Source organism: Lysobacter enzymogenes (assembly GCF_023617245.1).
Taxonomy (GTDB): domain Bacteria; phylum Pseudomonadota; class Gammaproteobacteria; order Xanthomonadales; family Xanthomonadaceae; genus Lysobacter; species Lysobacter yananisis.
Window position 1 is genome coordinate 5,951,803 of the sequence record NZ_CP067396.1, and the last position, 15,207, is coordinate 5,967,009.

Genomic DNA, 15,207 nt, shown 5'->3' on the forward strand with positions numbered 1-15,207 from the left:
GGCCATCATTGGCCCTCCCCCGCCGGACCCGGCCGTACCCGCCAGCGCCCCGTGAAGCCGCCCTTCCTGATCCTCGAGACCGGCCAGCCGGTCCCCTCCATGCGCCGCCATCGCGGCTTCCCGCATTGGATCCGCGTCGCCGCCGGCCTGGGCCGGGACGAGGCGGTGGTGGTCAACGTCGAGGCCGGCGAGGACCTGCCCGGACGCGAGGGGTTCGCCGGCGCCATCGTCACCGGCTCGGGCGCGATGGTCACCGACCGCGCGCCATGGAGCGAGCGCAGCGCGCGGTGGCTGCGCGAGGCCGCCCACGCCGGGCTGCCGCTGTTCGGCATCTGCTACGGCCACCAGTTGCTGGCGCACGCGCTCGGCGGCGAAGTCGGCAACCACCCGGGCGGGCGCGAGATGGGCACGGTGCACCTGGAACTGCACCCCACCGCCGCGGCCGATCCGTTGTTCGCCGGCCTGCCGGCACGGTTCCCGGCCCAGGCCACCCACCTGCAGACGGTGCTGCGCGCGCCCGAGGGCGCGGCCGTGCTGGCGCGCTCGAGCCACGACGCCTGCCACGCCTTCCGCTGGGGCGAGCGCGCCTGGGGCGTGCAGTTCCATCCCGAATTCAGCGCCGGCCACATGCGCGGCTACGTGCGCGCGCGCCAGGACGCGCTGCGCAACGAAGGCCTGTGCCCGCGCACGGTCGCGCGCGAGATCAGCGCGGCGCCGCATGCGCGCCGGGTGCTGCGCCGCTTCGTCGGCCACGCCCGCGCGCTGCACGGCCGCTGACCGTGCCCGCCGCGCCGGCGCCGCCGCTTCCGCCACGCCCGCCCGCTTCGCCATGCCCGGAACCGATCCGATGACCCCGTCGATACGCAAGGTGCCGCTGACCCACGGCGCGCAATGGCTGCTGCGCGCGATCAACCTGGGCACGCGCAATCCGCGCGCGATCTTCGGCGCCGCGCTGCTGCTGATCGCGGTGCTGTACCTGGTGATGTACGTGTTCACGATGCCGCTGCGGCTCGGCGGCGAGCCCGACCTGGAAGGCCTGTTCCGGATCCTGGCGATCGCGATGCTGGCCGCGGCGCTGGTCCTGCCGGTGCTGCTGGGCGGGCTGATGCACGTGATCCGCGAGGCCGAGAACGGCCGCCCGGTGCGCGCGCGCGACCTGTTCGCGCCGCTGCGCCTGCACCGCACCCTGCCGCTGGCGCTGCTGGGCCTGATCCAGATCGCGCTGGCGCTGATCTGCGGCTCGCTGCTGCTGTGGGCCACCGGCGAGGACTTCTGGGCGCAGTACCAGGAGATGGTGCGCGGCGCGATCACCGGCCGCATCAGCACCGTGCCGACCGCCGAGCAACCGGCGCTGGTCGCGCTGGCGCAGCTGCTGTTCTATTACTTCAGCACCGCGGTGGTGCTGGTGTCGGTGCCGCAGATCATGTTCTCCGGGCTGGGCCTGTCGGACGCGGTCAAGCGCAGCTTCGGCGCCTCGCTGTGGAACCTGGGTTCGTACCTGTTCGCGACCATGCTGTTCATGCTCGGCGCGATGCTCGCCGGCCTGCTGGTCAGCGTCGCCGCGCTGGTGGTGATGGTGCTCGGCGCCTCGGTGACGCCAATGCTCGGCCACCTGCTCGCCTGGGTGCTGTTCACCGCCTACGGCATGGCCTTCCTGGTGGTGATGTGCGGCACCTGCTACTACGCCTGGCGCGATGTGTTCGCCCAGGACGGCGACGGCGCGGCGGCCGGCGGCGCGACGCCGCAACCGCCGGCGCGGCAGGATCGCTTCGAGGCCTGAGCGCGGCTTGTCGCGCGCGTTGCCGCGCGGCTCACAGCGCGGCGTACAGCGCTTCGTCCAGGCTCGCCTGCATCGTCCATGCCAGCCACACGCACGCGGCCAGCGCCGCGGCGAGCTGCAGCAGCAGCCATGCCCAGCCCCACGGCGGCAGTCCGGCGCCGCCGCGGCGGCGCACGCTGGCGCCTGCGAGGCGATCGTGCAGGGCCAGGTGCTCGGGCTTGGCCATCGCCACCAGGTGGCCGATGTTGAAGCTCAGCCACGACAGCGACCCGCCCAGGTAGCGCAGCGCCGCGCGTCCGGCGCCGAGTTCGCCGCCGTCGCGCGCGGCCACGTACAGGCCCAGCGCGCGCTTGCCCGGGGTCGCGCGCCAGGAAGTGAAGGCGATGCAGGCGACTTCGAGCGCGAAGCCGAGCACGGCGTAGACCATCAGCCAGCCCAGCACCAGCGACAGCAGCGCGGCGGTCGCCGCGGCGGCCGCGGCATGCACCTGCGGGTCGGCGCCGAGGCGGCCGAGGAAGCCGCCGAAGGCCAGGTCGTCGAGCGCCGAGGCGGCCATCGCATCGGCCACGCGCTGGTTCAGCGCATCCCAGGCCCGCGCGGCGGCGGCGATCAGCAGCCGCCAGTGGTTTGCGCCGAGCAGGCAGGTGGCGAGGGCGACCAGGGCCGCGTCGAGCGACCAGGCCAGGTAACGCGGCCAGAACCCGGCGGGCGCGCCGGGCGCGTTCACGGCTCGGACGCGTCGTCGGCCGGACGCGCGCGCTCGGTGGCGACCCACTTCGCGGCGATGATGCCCAGCTCGTACAGCACGCACATCGGGATCGCCAGCATCAGCTGCGAGATCACGTCGGGCGGGGTGATCACCGCCGCGACGATGAAGATGCCGACGATGGCGTAGCCGCGCGCCTCCTTGAGCTGGGCCGGCGTGACCCAGCCCAGCAGCGCCAGGATCACCAGCGCCACCGGCACCTCGAAGCTGATGCCGAAGGCCAGGAACAGGATCAGCACGAAGTCGAGGTAGGCGTTGATGTCGGTCATCATCGACACCCCCGCCGGGGTGACCTTGACCAGGAAGCCGAACACCGACGGCAGCACCAGGAAGAACGCGAACGCGCAGCCGATGTAGAACAGCGCCAGCGCCGAGACCAGCAGCGGCAGGGCCAGGCGCTTCTCGCGCTTGTACAGGCCCGGAGCGACGAAGGCCCAGGCCTGGTACAGCAGCCACGGCATCGAGATCATCAGCGCGGCGAAGAACGCCAGCTTCAACGGCGCGGCGAACGGCGAGGCCACTTCGACCGCGATCAGCTGGCTGCCGGCCGGCAGCTTGGCCAGCAGCGGCGTGGCCAGGTAGTGATAGAGCTTGTTGGCGAACGGCAGCAGGCCCAGGAACACGACCATCAGGCCGGCCACGCCGCGCAGCAGGCGCGCGCGCAGTTCGATCAGGTGATCGAGCAAGCGCGGTTCGGGCGTGTAGTCGTTGGGATCGCCGGAGCGGGAATCAGCGTCGCTCATCGTTCGGCGTCTGTGCGGTGGAGGGGCGGTAGTCGGGCTGGCTGGCGCCGGAGTAGTCCAGGTGCGACGGCTCGGCGTGCGCGGTGTCGGCCGCGGCGTGCGCGGGCGCGGCGTACGCGGCCGCGCGGTCCGAAGCCGCGCCGTTCGAGGCGCCGTCGCCCAAGGCTTGATCTTCCAGCGCCGCCGGATCGCGCGGCGCGGCGGCGGCATCGTCGGCGGCCGCAGCGGCGGCGCCGGTGCCGGCGACGCGGCGGTTGAGATCGTCCACGCCTTCGCGCAGGGCGCGGTCGCCGTCGCGCAACTGCTGCTGCGCCGAACGCAAATCGTCCTGGGCCTGGCGCAGGCTGCGCTTGAGCTCATCGTCGGCCAGCTCGCGCTCGAGCTCGGACTTGACCGAATACCACTGCGCGCGCGCGCGCCGCACCCACAGCCCGGCGAAGCGCGCCGCCTTGGGCAGGCGCTCGGGCCCGAGCACGATCAGGGCCACGATCGCGATCACGAAGACTTCCGAGAAGCCGATGTCGAACATGCGTGCGTGGCTATGCGGAAGAGACGGGGCGGCGCCGGATCAGCGCTGGTTGCGCTCGTCGTTGCGCGCGGACGTATTGCTGTCGCTGCTGTTGCGCGTCTCGTCCTTGAGCTGGCCGGGCTGCTTGTCCTCGTCGTCGGCCATGCCCTTCTTGAAACCCTTCACCGCATCGCCGAGATCCTTGCCCACGCTGCCCAGGCGCTTGGTCCCGAACACCAGCAGAACAATCACAAGGACGATGATCCAATGACCGATGCCCCAGGCGCCCATGACGATGCTCGCTACTCGATGATGAAGGGGCAAGGATACCGCAACCGTCCTTAAGCCGATGTGGCATAAGTCCTGCTGCGCCACCGGCCGGAACCGGCAAGGTGCGGCGCTCGCGCAGGCGCGGCGAACGCCGGTGTACCGACGCGGCGGGCGCAGCGGCGCGGCCCGCACGCCCGTGCGGCGGCGGCGTCCCGCCTGAATCGGGAAACCGCCGCGCCGCGGGCCGCGCTCAGGGCAGCGGCTCGACCTTGGCCGGGTTGGGCTGGGCCGGAACGTTCTCGAACGGCGCCGGCTGGCCCTGCACCGGCTGCGGTTGCGCCGGCTGGGCCGGCGCCAGCCGCTGATGGGCGGGCGCGGCCTGCGTCGGCGCGGCGCCGGCCGGCGGGGCCACGGTCACGCCGGGCGCGGGATACACCGTGGTGCCCAGTTCCGGGCGCTGGTCCTCGGCCACGCGCTTGGCGCGCGCGGCCGCGCTGGCCTCTTCCAGGCGGTCGCGGAAATCGACCACGGCGTTGGACGGCTGGCCGCTGGCGCGGCCCTCGAAAATCATGCGCGGGGTGTTGCCGCTGCCGTACACCGCCTGGTTGGCGGCATCGTCGATCGACAGCACCGCGCCGTCGAGGGCGATGCCGGCGAACAGGCCGCGCGCGCGCGACCACGACCAGATCTCGGCCTTGAGCTGACCGTCGGTGGCCGCCGCGGCGGTGCGCCCGACCGGGCCGGCGGCGACGCTGGCGTCGCCGCCGAGGGTCAGCTTGCCGTTGACGATCGAGTCCAGGCCGCGCGCGCCGCGGAACACCAGCACGATGTCGGAGGACTGCACGCCGGCCTGGAAACCGACGCTGCCGCCGGTGAGCTTGATGAAACTGGGATTGGACCAGGTGCCGTCGGGATTCTTCACCGACACCAGGCCGTGGCCGCGGCGGCCGCCGAACACCAGGCCGACCTTGAGCGTGTCGGGCACGACCACGATCGCGCGGGCCTCGTCGAACAGCTTGTCGGGAATCGCCGATTCGGGAATCTGCTGGATGTCGCCGAGCACGCGCATCGCATCGCGGGCGCGCTGGTCCTCATCGGGACCGGCCACGGCGGCGGTGGCGGACAGGCCCAGGCTCAGGGCCAGGCTCAGACTCAGGAGGCGGGACTGCGGACGGGACATGGACGGCTCCGGCGGTGTGGTGCGAGCGATTCGCGGATAAGGACGCCTGCGCGGGCGACCGGACGTACAGACCGCGACGGCGGCGATCGGTTCAAGCTAGTGCGAAAGCGATGAATCGCCACCGAACTGACGCTGTACGGGCGGCCGCGCGCGAGCGCGAGACGGCCGCATTGTAGGCCGCGCCGGCGCGGCCGCGCCGATCCGTCCGCCGCGCGAGCGCGATCCGCGGGCGGCGCGCTGCGCGGGCGGCGCCGGGGTTTCGGCGCGGGCCGAACCGCGCCGGCGGCCGACCGCCGGGCCGTCCATCGGGCCGTCCATCGGCGCCGTCGATGCCGGCGATTCGAACAAACGATGCCCCTCGCCCGCGCGCGGATGTCATCCTATGCGCATGCCCGCGACCGCAAGCAACGACGCTCCCGCCGCCGACACCGCCGTGGTGCTGGTCAACCTCGGCACGCCCGACGCCGCCAACACCGCGGCCGTGCGCCGCTATCTGGCCGAATTCCTGCACGACCGTCGCGTCGTCGACATGAGCCGCTGGCTGTGGTGCCCGCTGCTGCATTTCGCGATCCTGCCGCTGCGCAGCGGCAAGGTCGCGCACAAGTACGCCAGCGTGTGGCTGCCGGAAGGTTCGCCGCTGGCGGTGCACACCCGCCGCCTGGCCGAAGCGCTGCAGCGCGAACTGCCGCAACTGCGGGTGATCCACGCGATGCGCTACGGCCAGCCGTCGTGGCGCGCGACCCTGCAGCGATTGCGCGAACAGGGGATCAAGCGGGTGCTGGCGCTGCCGCTGTATCCGCAGTACTCGACCACCACCACCGCCTCGGTCGGCGATGTGCTCGATGCGGCGCAGGGCCTGGACAAGCGCCTGGTCCACGACTACCACGCCGATCCGGACTGGGTCGCCGCGGTGGCCGAATCGATCCGCCGCCACCGCGCCGCCCACGGTCCCGGCGAACATCTGCTGTTCTCCTTCCACGGCCTGCCGCAGCGGCTGGCCGCGGCCGGCGACCCGTATCCGCGCCAGTGCGAGGCCAGCGCGCGCGCGATCGCGCAGGCGCTGGGCCTGGCCGAGGATGCCTGGACGCTGAGCTACCAATCGCGCTTCGGCCGCGAGCCCTGGCTGGAGCCGGCCACCGCCGACACCCTGACCGCGCTGGCCGCGCGCGGCGTGCGCCAGGTCGACGTGGTCGCGCCGGGCTTCGCCGTGGACTGCCTGGAGACGCTGGAAGAAGTGGCGATGATGCTGGCCGAAGATTTCGCCGCGCGCGGCGGCAAGCTGCGCTACGTGCCCTGCCTCAACGAATCGCCGGCGCACGCGCAGGCGCTGGCCGGGATCGTGCGGCGCGAGCTGGCCGGGTGGCTGCCGGCCGATCCGTAATCGGCCGGCTTCAGCTTCGACGCTGCGCGAGCGCTCGATCCCGGGCGAGCCGGGCCGATGCGAGTCAGCCCGGCGATCCACGGCCTGCCGAAGTCGTGCCGATTCGAAGTCCGAACGTTCCGAAGCCTGTCGATGCGAAGCCCGTCGATGCCATACGCGCCGGCTGCGAACGCGTCGATTCGACATCGGCCACCGCGCCCGCTGCCCGAAACGCGTCGCCGCGAGTGAGCGCGCCGGCACGTTCCACGGCCGCGGCCGATGCGCGTTGTCACCGGCGCGTGCTCTCATGGGCGCCGTTCGACGCCGGCTGGTGAGCCTGCTCTAACCCGGGCTGCTCTAATCCAAGCGTTGCGGGCCGACCGCTGCGGATCGTCCGCGCCGCGTCGGGCGAGCCCGACCGGGCCGGCGCCCGTCCCCACCACCCGTTGGAACGCCCGCGCGCGGGCGCCGTTTCGCTACAGGATGCCGCGATGGCCGCAATGCAGGAATTCGTCGTCGATACCGTGTTCGGCCGCCTCGCCGGCCTGCGCAACGGTCGCAGCCACGCGCCCAAGCTGCTGGCGCTGCACGGCTGGCTCGACAATGCCGCCAGCTACGTGCCGCTGGCGCCGTGGCTCGACGGCTACGACCTGGTCGCGCCGGACCTGCCCGGCCACGGCGCCAGCGCGCACCTGCCGGCGGCGGCCGAATACACCCTGGTCTCCGGCGCGCGCGCCGCGCTGGCGGTGGCCGACGCGCTGGGTTGGGAGCGCTTCCACCTGCTCGGCCACTCGCTCGGCGGCGCCACCGCCAGCATGCTCGCCGCGGCGGTACCGCAGCGCGTGGACAAGCTGCTGTTGATCGAAGCGCTGGGCTCGCTGTCCGAACCCGAGGAGCGGGTCGGCACCCGCCTGCGCGAGGCCTTCGCCGGCATGGCCGCGGTCGGCGCCAAGCAGCTGCGCGTGTTCGACGACATCGCCATCGCGATCAAGGTGCGGATGATGGCCAACGACCTCAGCGAACCGGTGGCGCGGCTGCTGGTCGAGCGCGGCATCGCCCCGGTGCGCGGCGACGCCGGCGCGGCCGGCTTCGTCTGGCGCAGCGACCCGCGCCTGACCCTCACCAGCGCCCAGCGCATGAGCGAAGGGCAGATGCGTTCGCTGATCCGCGCGATCGACAGCCCGACCTGCATGATCTGGGCCGATCCGGCGCAGAGCTACATGCCCGATGCGCTGCGGCGCGAGCGCGCGGGCCTGCTGCGCGACGGCGTGTTGCACACGCGCGCGGGCACGCATCACCTGCACATGGAACAACCGGCGGTGGTCGGCGAATTGTTCCGCGGCTTCCTCGCCGGCTGAGCGGCGCGCTGCGTTAGCGACACCGACCGGGGCGAGCCGGCGGGGACCCGGCCGGTTGGCTGGATCGTTCGAACGGGATCGATCGAACGGAACCGCTCGATCAGGATCGCGCAAACGGGATCGCTCGACGGGGATCGACCGACTCGGGCAAACCGGCTCGGATGGGTCGATCGACTCATCCCGGCCGGCTCGAAGCGCACGGCCGCATCGGCGGCCGCAAGCGGCCTTGTTCAATCCCGCGCCGGCATCCGCCCAGGCGCCGCGCCGGCGTCACTCGTCCGCGGCGATCAGCTTGCGCAGCCGCGCCTTGAGCGCGCGGCCCGAGTCGCGGAAGTACTCGCGCTGCAGCCGCCACTGCGGGCAGCGCTGCTCGACCTCGCGCCAGAACGAGCGCGAGTGGTCGGCATGGATCAGGTGGCACAGCTCGTGCACCAGCACGTATTCGAACGCGGCCGGCGGCGCCAGCACCAGCGACAGGTCCAGCGACAGCGCGCCGTCCGGCGCCAGCGATCCCCATTGCGAGGACATCACCCGGTAACGCAACCGCGCCGGCGCGCGCGGCAACCCGGGCAGGTAGCGCGGCAGCCAGCGGCCGACGTCGGCGCGGGCCTGGCCTTCGTAGAAATCGCGCAGCGCGCGCTGCAGCGACTTCAGCGCGACGGTTTCGGGCGCGGCGATCTCGATCGCGTCCTCGCCGGTCTGGATGCGCAGGTAACGCGCGTCCTGCCAGCGCAACGGCACCTCCGTGCCGCGCAGAGGCAGGGTTTCGGTGCGGTGCGGCTGCAGCCCCGGCGCGTCGGTGCCGGCGCGCGCGAGTTGCGCCAGCAGCCAGTCGCCGTGCTCGATCACGAAGCGCTGCCCGGCGATCTCGCTGGCGCGCAGCGGTAGGGTCAGGCGCGGGCCGCGCTCGTCGACGCTGAGCTTGATCCGGCGCGCGCGCGGATCGCGCACGCGCAGCACCTCGACGCGCTGGCCGTTGGCCAGGACGATGGCGACGGTCTCGCGCGAGATCGTGCGCGGCGCGGCCGGCGGCCGGCCGGTCAGCAGGCGCAGGAGGCTCGTCATGGGTGTGGGACCGCCATGGGGCGAAGCATAGCGCGAGGCGGCGGCGATTTTTCGTTGCGGCGGCAGGCACAACGCGGGCAAGGGCGAGGTTCGCCGTAATCGCGGTGTCGCGGTCGCGGCTTGCGCCGCTCCTACAGGGCGAGACGCCGGCTACGGCCGCTCCCTGCAGGAGCGGCGCGAGCCGCGACCGCGTTGCGGCAGGTCGCGCCGCATCCGCGACCCGCGCGCGAAATCAGGCCTCGACCTTCGACAGCTTCAGCGCCTTCTCCATCACCACGAACAGGCGCTTGACCTCCGCGCTCATCAGCGCGAAACGCGCGTCCAGCTCGGCGCGCAGGCCGTCGCCGTCGCTGTGTTCGAGCTGGTCCACCGCGCCGTCGAGCAGCTTGAACTTGCGCACGATCAGGTCTTCGCCGATCACGAACGAGACGTGGTCGTCCAGGCTCAGCGCCAGGCGGGTGACTTGCTTGCCGGTTTCCAGGTGCTTGGCGATCTCGTCGCTTTCCAGCTCCTGGCGCTGGCACTTGACCACCGCGCCCTGGTCGACCGGGTCGCGCAGTTCGCATTCGTCGCCGAGCATGATCCCGTCCGGCAGCGGTTCGCCGGCGACCCAGCCGGTCAAGATCGAGCGCGGCGCGACTTCGGCGTTGAGCGGCAGCGCCGGGAAGCTGCCGACCGCGCGGCGGATCTCGCTGATCACGTTCTCGGCGGTCTTGCGGCTGGAGCTGTCGACGATCACCAGTCCGTGTTCGAGATCGATGATCGCGTCGGTGCGGCTGGGCTTGATGAAGGCGCGCGGCATCAGGTCGGTGATGAGTTCGTCCTTGAGCCGCTTGCGGGTGCGGCCGCCGGGCTTGCGCCCTTCCTTCTGCTCGATCTCGGCGAGCTTCTTGGCCAGCATGTCGTTGATGACCGCGCCGGGCAGCAGACGGTCTTCGCCGCCGACCGTCAGCCAGATCGCGCTGCCGATGCGGTTGCTGATGGCCGCTTCTTCGTCGGCGCGGCCGAACGGCGAGATGAAGCCGCGCGAGGACAGCTCCAGCGGGCCGACCGGCTTGAGCCGGCACTCTTCCAGGCCCTTGTCGAGCTCGGCCAGGTCGTGGGTGGTGGGGAAGCGGAAGAACGTGAGATTGCGGAAGAACATTCGGGAACCAGGAAAGTAAATCGAGGAGGGGGAGTCGGCGTCGCGGGCTCGCGCCTGCCGGGTTTCGTCATTCCCGCGAAAGCGGGCGTCCGCGGACTTCATGCGTTCCCGCACGAAAAGTCCTGGATTCCCGCCTGCGCGGGAACGATGGGAGGATGCAGCGACGGATCATCCGATCTGCGCGACCGGATCGTCGGACCCGGCCTCGTCCAGCCACACCGGCGGCTTCGACGCCGCGCTGCCGGCCTGTCCCAGGCCGAGGAAATCGAACAGCTTGGGATCGCTCAGCTGCGACGGCCGGATGTCGCCGAGCGCGCGCGAGATGATCTCCAGGCGCCCGGGCGTGTCGCGTTCCCAGGCGTCCATCATCCGCTTGACCTGCTTGCGCTGCAGGTTCTCCTGCGAGCCGCACAGGTTGCACGGGATGATCGGGAACTGCTTCGCCGCCGCGTACTCGACGATGTCGTCCTCGCGCACGTAGGCCAGCGGCCGGATCACCACGTGGCGGCCGTCGTCGGACAGCAGCTTGGGCGGCATGCCGCTGAGCTTGGCGTGGAAGAACAGGTTCAGGAAGAACGTGGCGACCAAATCGTCGCGGTGGTGGCCGAGCGCGATCTTGGTGAAGCCCTGCTCGGCGGCGTAGGTGTACAGCGCGCCGCGGCGCAGGCGCGAACACAGCGAGCACATGGTCTTGCCCTCGGGCACGACCCGGGTGACCACCGAGTAGGTGTCCTGCTCGAGGATCTTGTACGCCACGCCGATCGATTCGAGGTACTGCGGCAGCACGTGCTCGGGAAAGTCCGGCTGCTTCTGGTCGAGGTTGACCGCGACCAGCTCGAACTTCACCGGCGCCTTCTTCTGCAGCTGCAGCAGGATGTCCAGCAAGGTGTAGCTGTCCTTGCCGCCGGACAGGCAGACCATGACCTTGTCGCCGTCCTCGATCATGCCGAAGTCGGCGATGGCGCGGCCGACCTGATGGCGCAGGCGCGCGCCGAGACGCTCGGGATCGGCGGGAGCGGCGGCATCGCGGGCGCGGCGGATGGGTTCGGCTAGGGGCAGGACGGTGCTCATCAGGCCGCCGATTCTACGCCAAGGGTCGGTGAACACGCCCCGCACCGCCCGCAGCCCGCCGCCGCGCGGGTTTCAGCGCGACGCGCGACGGACGATGACGGCGGACACGGCGGCGGTTTAAGCTCAAGCCATGACCGTCAGCGCCGATGCCGCCGAAATCGCCCGCCAGCTCGCCGACCTGCGGCTGGAGCATCGCGACCTCGACGCGGCCATCGACCGGCTCGGCCTGGACCCGCAGGCCGACGAACTCACCGTCAAGCGGCTCAAGAAGCGCAAGCTGTGGCTCAAGGACTGCATCGCCCGGCTCGAAAGCGCGCTGATTCCCGACGAACCGGCCTGAGCGTCGGCGCCGCGCGCATGGCAGCTGTCATGCGCGCCGGGTGACGCCATTGGCTGCAGCCGGCCGCGGCCCCTGTGCTACGGTGCGCGCACTCGCAACGGGTCCGGGCATGGCCAACAAGGACGAACTGATCGGCGCAGCGCGCAATCCGTGGTGGCAGGCCGCCGCGGCCGTGGCCGCGACCGCGCTGGTCGCGACCATCGCCCTGGGCGGCTTCAAGCCGGCCAAGAGCAAGACCAAGCCGCTGCCGAGCCATGCGGCCGGCCAGCGCGCGCAGTCCGGGGCGATGGCGGTGACGCCGCTGCGCGCCTGGGTGGCGCGTTACCGCCCCGGCGGCCGGATCGAACCGAACCAGCTCTACCTGGTGCTGCAGGCCGACATCGAGAACCGCACCGGGCGCAGCTTCGGCAGCTACGACTACCTGATCAAGGACCTGATCCTGGTCGGGCCCAAGCGCGAGGCGGTGAAGGCCGACCTGCCGCTGGCCGCGGACGACCACACGATCCTGGGCGACCTGCACCCGCGGCTGAAACAGCGCGTGGATCTAGTGTGGAAACTGCCGCCGGGCTACGTCTACGCGCCGTCGCAGACGTTCGGCCTGTTCGGCCGCGACTACAAGGCCAAGGCCTACCTCAACGGCGAAAGCGGCTGGATCCAGGACTCGCCCAAGGCCAAGTTCGAACTGCCCGTGCAGGATCTGCGCGACCGGCTGGTGGCGCCATGAGCGCGCCCTCGCCCACTCCGGCGCAGCCCGCGCCCGCGCCGGCCCACGCGCGCTGGCGGCTGCCGCGCTGGCGCTGGCGCGACGCGCTGTGGATCGCGCTGGCGCTGGCGGCGGTGGTGGCGCTGCGCAACGGCCAGTCCAGCTACGAACAGCGCGACGCGCCGCTGCTGCAGCCGGCGCCGGCCGCGCGCGCGGCCGGGCGCAATTTCGCGGTCGAGGTCGGCAAGCTCAAGGTCGCCCAGGCCTATCTGCTCAAGGGCGACTTCAGCCATCCCGAGGACCGCGTGCTGCGCAGTCCCGGCGTGTGGCTGTCGGTGCTGGCCAAGGTCGAGGCGCTCGAGCGCCCGGGCTACCTGACCGCGCAGATCCGCACCCGCGACGGGCTGGTGTATGTCGCCTCCAACAAGGAGCGGCCGAAACTCAAGGGCATCAACCTCAGCGAGCGCGAGCTGGCGCCGGGGCTGGCCGAGACCGGCGCCTGGTTCTTCGAACTGCCGCCGGACAAGCTCGAAGGCGCGCACCTGCAGTTCTACTGGGGCCTGCTGCTGCCCGAAGGCGGCGACAGCCTGGTCGATGTCGACCTGAAACTGGACAAGGCCGCGGCCGACAAGCTGCGCGCCGACGCCAAGCCGGTCCTGGACCTGCGCATGTGAGCGCCGCACCGATGACGACGACCGACGACACCACTGCATCCGCCGCACCCGCCGCCTCGCCCGCCGCGCCGCCGGCCGGCTGGTGGCGGCGCAACGCCGGCTGGCTGGCCGGCACCGCCGTGCTCGGCGCGCTGGCCTTGTGGCTGCCGTACCGCGATGCGCTGCGGCAGTACCGCCTGCTCAACCCCAGCATCGCGGTGGCCGCCAACAAACACGACTGGACCGCGTTCGCCGGCGCGCGCTGGAAGCTGGTCGCGGCCGAGTCGGTGCCCGCGCGCGACCCGCGCCTGCGCGGCCCGCTGCGCAAGGACGCCGAAGTGGTGCTGCTGCGCTACGAAGTGATCCCCGATTCGGGCACCAAGACCGTCGACCTCGACGGCTGCCGCGGCGCGATCGTCGACGCCCAGGGCCGGCGCTGGGACACCGGCGGCGCCGCGCTGCCGCGCCTGTCCGGCCCGCGCCTGCCGGAAACCTGCGGCAGCGGCTACGACGACGCCTTCAAGCAGGTGCTGGCGGTGCCGGGCCGGCCGTTCGCGTTCCAGCACGCCTTCGTGCTGCCGCGCGGGCAGCGCCTCGAGGACCTGCGCGCGCGCATCGAGATGAAGCGCTCGGAGACCGTCGGCGGGCGTTATCTGGAATTCGCGCTGTAGCCGCAATGGCGCGCGACGGCTCTCGCCGAAGGCCTTCGTGGGAGGGCCTTCAGGCCCGACGCTTTTCGCTCAACCGCGTCGAAGCGACCTGGGACAAAAGCGTCGGGCCTGAAGCCCCTCCCACCGTCGAAGCCGCCCTCGCTCGGAAGCCTTCCAGAAACGTCGAAGTCGTGTCGCGGCAACGCCGCGAAACCCAGGGGCGTTCGCCCTCTCACCCCACCCGCGGCAGCCGCGCGATCGCCCGGTCGAACGTCGCCGCCAGCAACACCACGCGCAGCACATCGGTCAGCAACGACGTGCGGAACGACAGCGGCGTGTTGAGGAACACCGCGTAGATCTGCCCCTGCACCCGCTGCCAACCCGGGTCCGTCGGCCCGACCCACTGCTGCATCCAGCGCCACGACCACGAATCCAGGTACGCCAGCAGCTGCCAGCACACGCACAGCGTCAGCAGCGCCGGCAGGCCCGCGCGCAGCACCAGGCGCAGGCTGTTGACCACCGGCACGCCCTTGCTGGTCCAGCCGGCGCTGGCCTTGTCGGCGAGCATGCGCAGGGTGAAGTGCATGGCCTTGAACCGCGCCACCGCGCGCTCCAGCGGCGCGTCGGCGGCGTCGATGCGTTGGGCCTTGCGCAGATCGATGCCGTAGACGATCGCGGTGATCGCCAGCCAGATCAGCGGCAACGCCACCGCGCCCGCGGCGGTGGCGACGAACTCCCACGCCGGCGCCAGCGCGCGCTTGGCCGGCGCCAGCAGCTTGAACAGCGCGGTCGGGCTTTCCCACCAATCGCTCACCGCCACGTACACCGCGCGCTGGTGCCACCACTCCTGCCCGGCCTTGACCATCTGGCCGATCGCGGCGACGCCGACGAACACCCAATAGGCTTCGCAAACCGTCGCCAGCACGCTCCACGACGCATGCCCGGACGCAACGGCGCGGCGCTTGCTGAACCAGCGCACCGCCCAGGCCACCGCCAGCGCGATCCACAGGCCCTTGAGGGTGAGCACGTGGCGCAGGTCCTCGCGCTCCCACACGCCGAAGATGTAGGCGGTGGTGAAATAGCGGCGCAGGCTCTCCATCAAGCCCCAACCGACGTAATAGGCGAAGAACGGCAGCAGCGCGATCGCCAGCGCGGTGATCCACTGCTTGCGCACCGCGCGCGGATCCGGCCGGGTGTCGGGCGTGGTCGCCCCGCCGGCCAGCATCGGCAGCGACGGCCGCAGCGACTGGAACATGAAGATGGTGCCGGCCAGTTGGGTCACGATCAGCACCGACAGCGCCGCGAACGACAGCAGCAGCGAGCGCTCGCCGAGCTTGACCGCCAGGTCCATCAACAGGTCGTAGCAGACCCGCTGGGCGAAGAACCAGAACGCCAACGCCGGCCAGTGCCGCCACAGCAGGCGCGCGGACAGCAGCGGGATTTCGCGCCAGGCGCCGGGGCTGTCGCCCAAGGACGGCCCGGATGCAGCGGCGGCGAGGTCTGATGCCGGGGTGACGACGGACATCGGCTGGAACCCAGACGGAACGTCCTGGCATGTTAGCTGAGCACCGCCCGGATCGAGAGTGACGAATATCAGCCTGCATCGTCATCCGGCC

17 protein-coding genes are annotated in these 15,207 nt (G+C 71.8%); 8 read left to right on the forward strand and 9 right to left on the reverse strand.

Annotated features, from left to right (window positions below; all coding sequences use genetic code 11):
* Positions 1-51: 51 nt before the first annotated feature.
* Positions 52-777, forward strand: coding sequence for a glutamine amidotransferase (locus JHW41_RS24795; RefSeq protein WP_284499520.1), 726 nt, complete (start codon positions 52-54; stop codon positions 775-777).
* A 70-nt stretch (positions 778-847) separates the two neighbouring features.
* The gene (locus JHW41_RS24800; RefSeq protein ID WP_250448221.1) at positions 848-1,780 is read left to right on the forward strand and encodes a hypothetical protein; all 933 of its coding nucleotides are present in this window, start codon (positions 848-850) and stop codon (positions 1,778-1,780) included.
* Between the two features lie 31 nt (positions 1,781-1,811).
* Here JHW41_RS24800 and JHW41_RS24805 read toward each other — a convergent pair whose 3' ends face one another.
* The 5 genes from JHW41_RS24805 to JHW41_RS24825 form a co-directional block, all read right to left on the reverse strand.
* Positions 1,812-2,507, reverse strand: coding sequence for an RDD family protein (locus JHW41_RS24805; protein WP_250448223.1), 696 nt, complete (start codon positions 2,505-2,507; stop codon positions 1,812-1,814).
* Positions 2,504-3,289: a twin-arginine translocase subunit TatC gene (tatC, locus tag JHW41_RS24810; RefSeq protein ID WP_078996264.1), complete on the reverse strand. Its 786-nt coding sequence runs from the start codon at positions 3,287-3,289 to the stop codon at positions 2,504-2,506. The genes JHW41_RS24805 and tatC overlap by 4 nt, the downstream gene beginning before the upstream one ends.
* Positions 3,276-3,818: a Sec-independent protein translocase protein TatB gene (gene tatB, locus JHW41_RS24815; protein ID WP_250448225.1), complete on the reverse strand. Its 543-nt coding sequence runs from the start codon at positions 3,816-3,818 to the stop codon at positions 3,276-3,278. Before tatB ends, tatC begins: the two co-directional genes overlap by 14 nt.
* Before the next feature lie 39 nt (positions 3,819-3,857).
* Complete coding sequence (gene tatA / locus JHW41_RS24820; RefSeq protein ID WP_057945811.1) at positions 3,858-4,088, reverse strand: Sec-independent protein translocase subunit TatA; 231 nt, start codon at positions 4,086-4,088, stop codon at positions 3,858-3,860.
* Between the two features lie 229 nt (positions 4,089-4,317).
* A complete protein-coding gene (locus JHW41_RS24825; RefSeq protein ID WP_428995431.1) occupies positions 4,318-5,247 on the reverse strand; it encodes a lipid-binding SYLF domain-containing protein in 930 nt (309 codons plus the stop codon).
* 388 nt (positions 5,248-5,635) lie between these two features.
* Here JHW41_RS24825 and hemH point away from each other — a divergent pair, with 388 nt between their 5' ends.
* The gene (hemH, locus tag JHW41_RS24830) at positions 5,636-6,628 is read left to right on the forward strand and encodes a ferrochelatase (RefSeq protein ID WP_078996263.1); all 993 of its coding nucleotides are present in this window, start codon (positions 5,636-5,638) and stop codon (positions 6,626-6,628) included.
* 470 nt (positions 6,629-7,098) lie between these two features.
* The gene (locus JHW41_RS24835; protein WP_057945809.1) at positions 7,099-7,965 is read left to right on the forward strand and encodes an alpha/beta hydrolase; all 867 of its coding nucleotides are present in this window, start codon (positions 7,099-7,101) and stop codon (positions 7,963-7,965) included.
* 270 nt (positions 7,966-8,235) lie between these two features.
* Here the strand turns inward: JHW41_RS24835 and JHW41_RS24840 are convergent, their stop codons facing one another.
* The 3 genes from JHW41_RS24840 to ttcA all read right to left on the reverse strand — a co-directional run bounded on the left by JHW41_RS24840 (position 8,236) and on the right by ttcA (position 11,245).
* Complete coding sequence (locus JHW41_RS24840; protein WP_250448227.1) at positions 8,236-9,030, reverse strand: M48 family metallopeptidase; 795 nt, start codon at positions 9,028-9,030, stop codon at positions 8,236-8,238.
* A 232-nt stretch (positions 9,031-9,262) separates the two neighbouring features.
* Positions 9,263-10,174, reverse strand: a complete 912-nt coding sequence (locus JHW41_RS24845; RefSeq protein ID WP_057945807.1) for a recombination-associated protein RdgC — start codon at positions 10,172-10,174, stop codon at positions 9,263-9,265.
* A 168-nt stretch (positions 10,175-10,342) separates the two neighbouring features.
* On the reverse strand, positions 10,343-11,245 hold the full coding sequence (ttcA, locus tag JHW41_RS24850; protein WP_078996243.1) for a tRNA 2-thiocytidine(32) synthetase TtcA: 903 nt from the start codon (positions 11,243-11,245) through the stop codon (positions 10,343-10,345).
* Between the two features lie 130 nt (positions 11,246-11,375).
* Here ttcA and JHW41_RS24855 point away from each other — a divergent pair, with 130 nt between their 5' ends.
* The 4 genes from JHW41_RS24855 (at position 11,376) to JHW41_RS24870 (ending at position 13,612) form a co-directional block, all read left to right on the forward strand.
* Complete coding sequence (locus JHW41_RS24855; protein ID WP_057945805.1) at positions 11,376-11,585, forward strand: YdcH family protein; 210 nt, start codon at positions 11,376-11,378, stop codon at positions 11,583-11,585.
* A 109-nt stretch (positions 11,586-11,694) separates the two neighbouring features.
* Positions 11,695-12,309, forward strand: coding sequence for a hypothetical protein (locus JHW41_RS24860; protein WP_057945804.1), 615 nt, complete (start codon positions 11,695-11,697; stop codon positions 12,307-12,309).
* A complete protein-coding gene (locus JHW41_RS24865; protein WP_250448229.1) occupies positions 12,306-12,962 on the forward strand; it encodes a hypothetical protein in 657 nt (218 codons plus the stop codon). The genes JHW41_RS24860 and JHW41_RS24865 overlap by 4 nt, the downstream gene beginning before the upstream one ends.
* 11 nt (positions 12,963-12,973) lie before the next feature.
* On the forward strand, positions 12,974-13,612 hold the full coding sequence (locus JHW41_RS24870) for a hypothetical protein (RefSeq protein WP_078996240.1): 639 nt from the start codon (positions 12,974-12,976) through the stop codon (positions 13,610-13,612).
* A 211-nt stretch (positions 13,613-13,823) separates the two neighbouring features.
* On the opposite strand, the gene JHW41_RS24875 is transcribed toward JHW41_RS24870, so the two are convergent.
* Entirely contained in the window at positions 13,824-15,116 is a 1,293-nt protein-coding gene (locus JHW41_RS24875; protein WP_250448231.1) for a hypothetical protein, read from the reverse strand.
* Positions 15,117-15,207 lie beyond the last annotated feature (91 nt).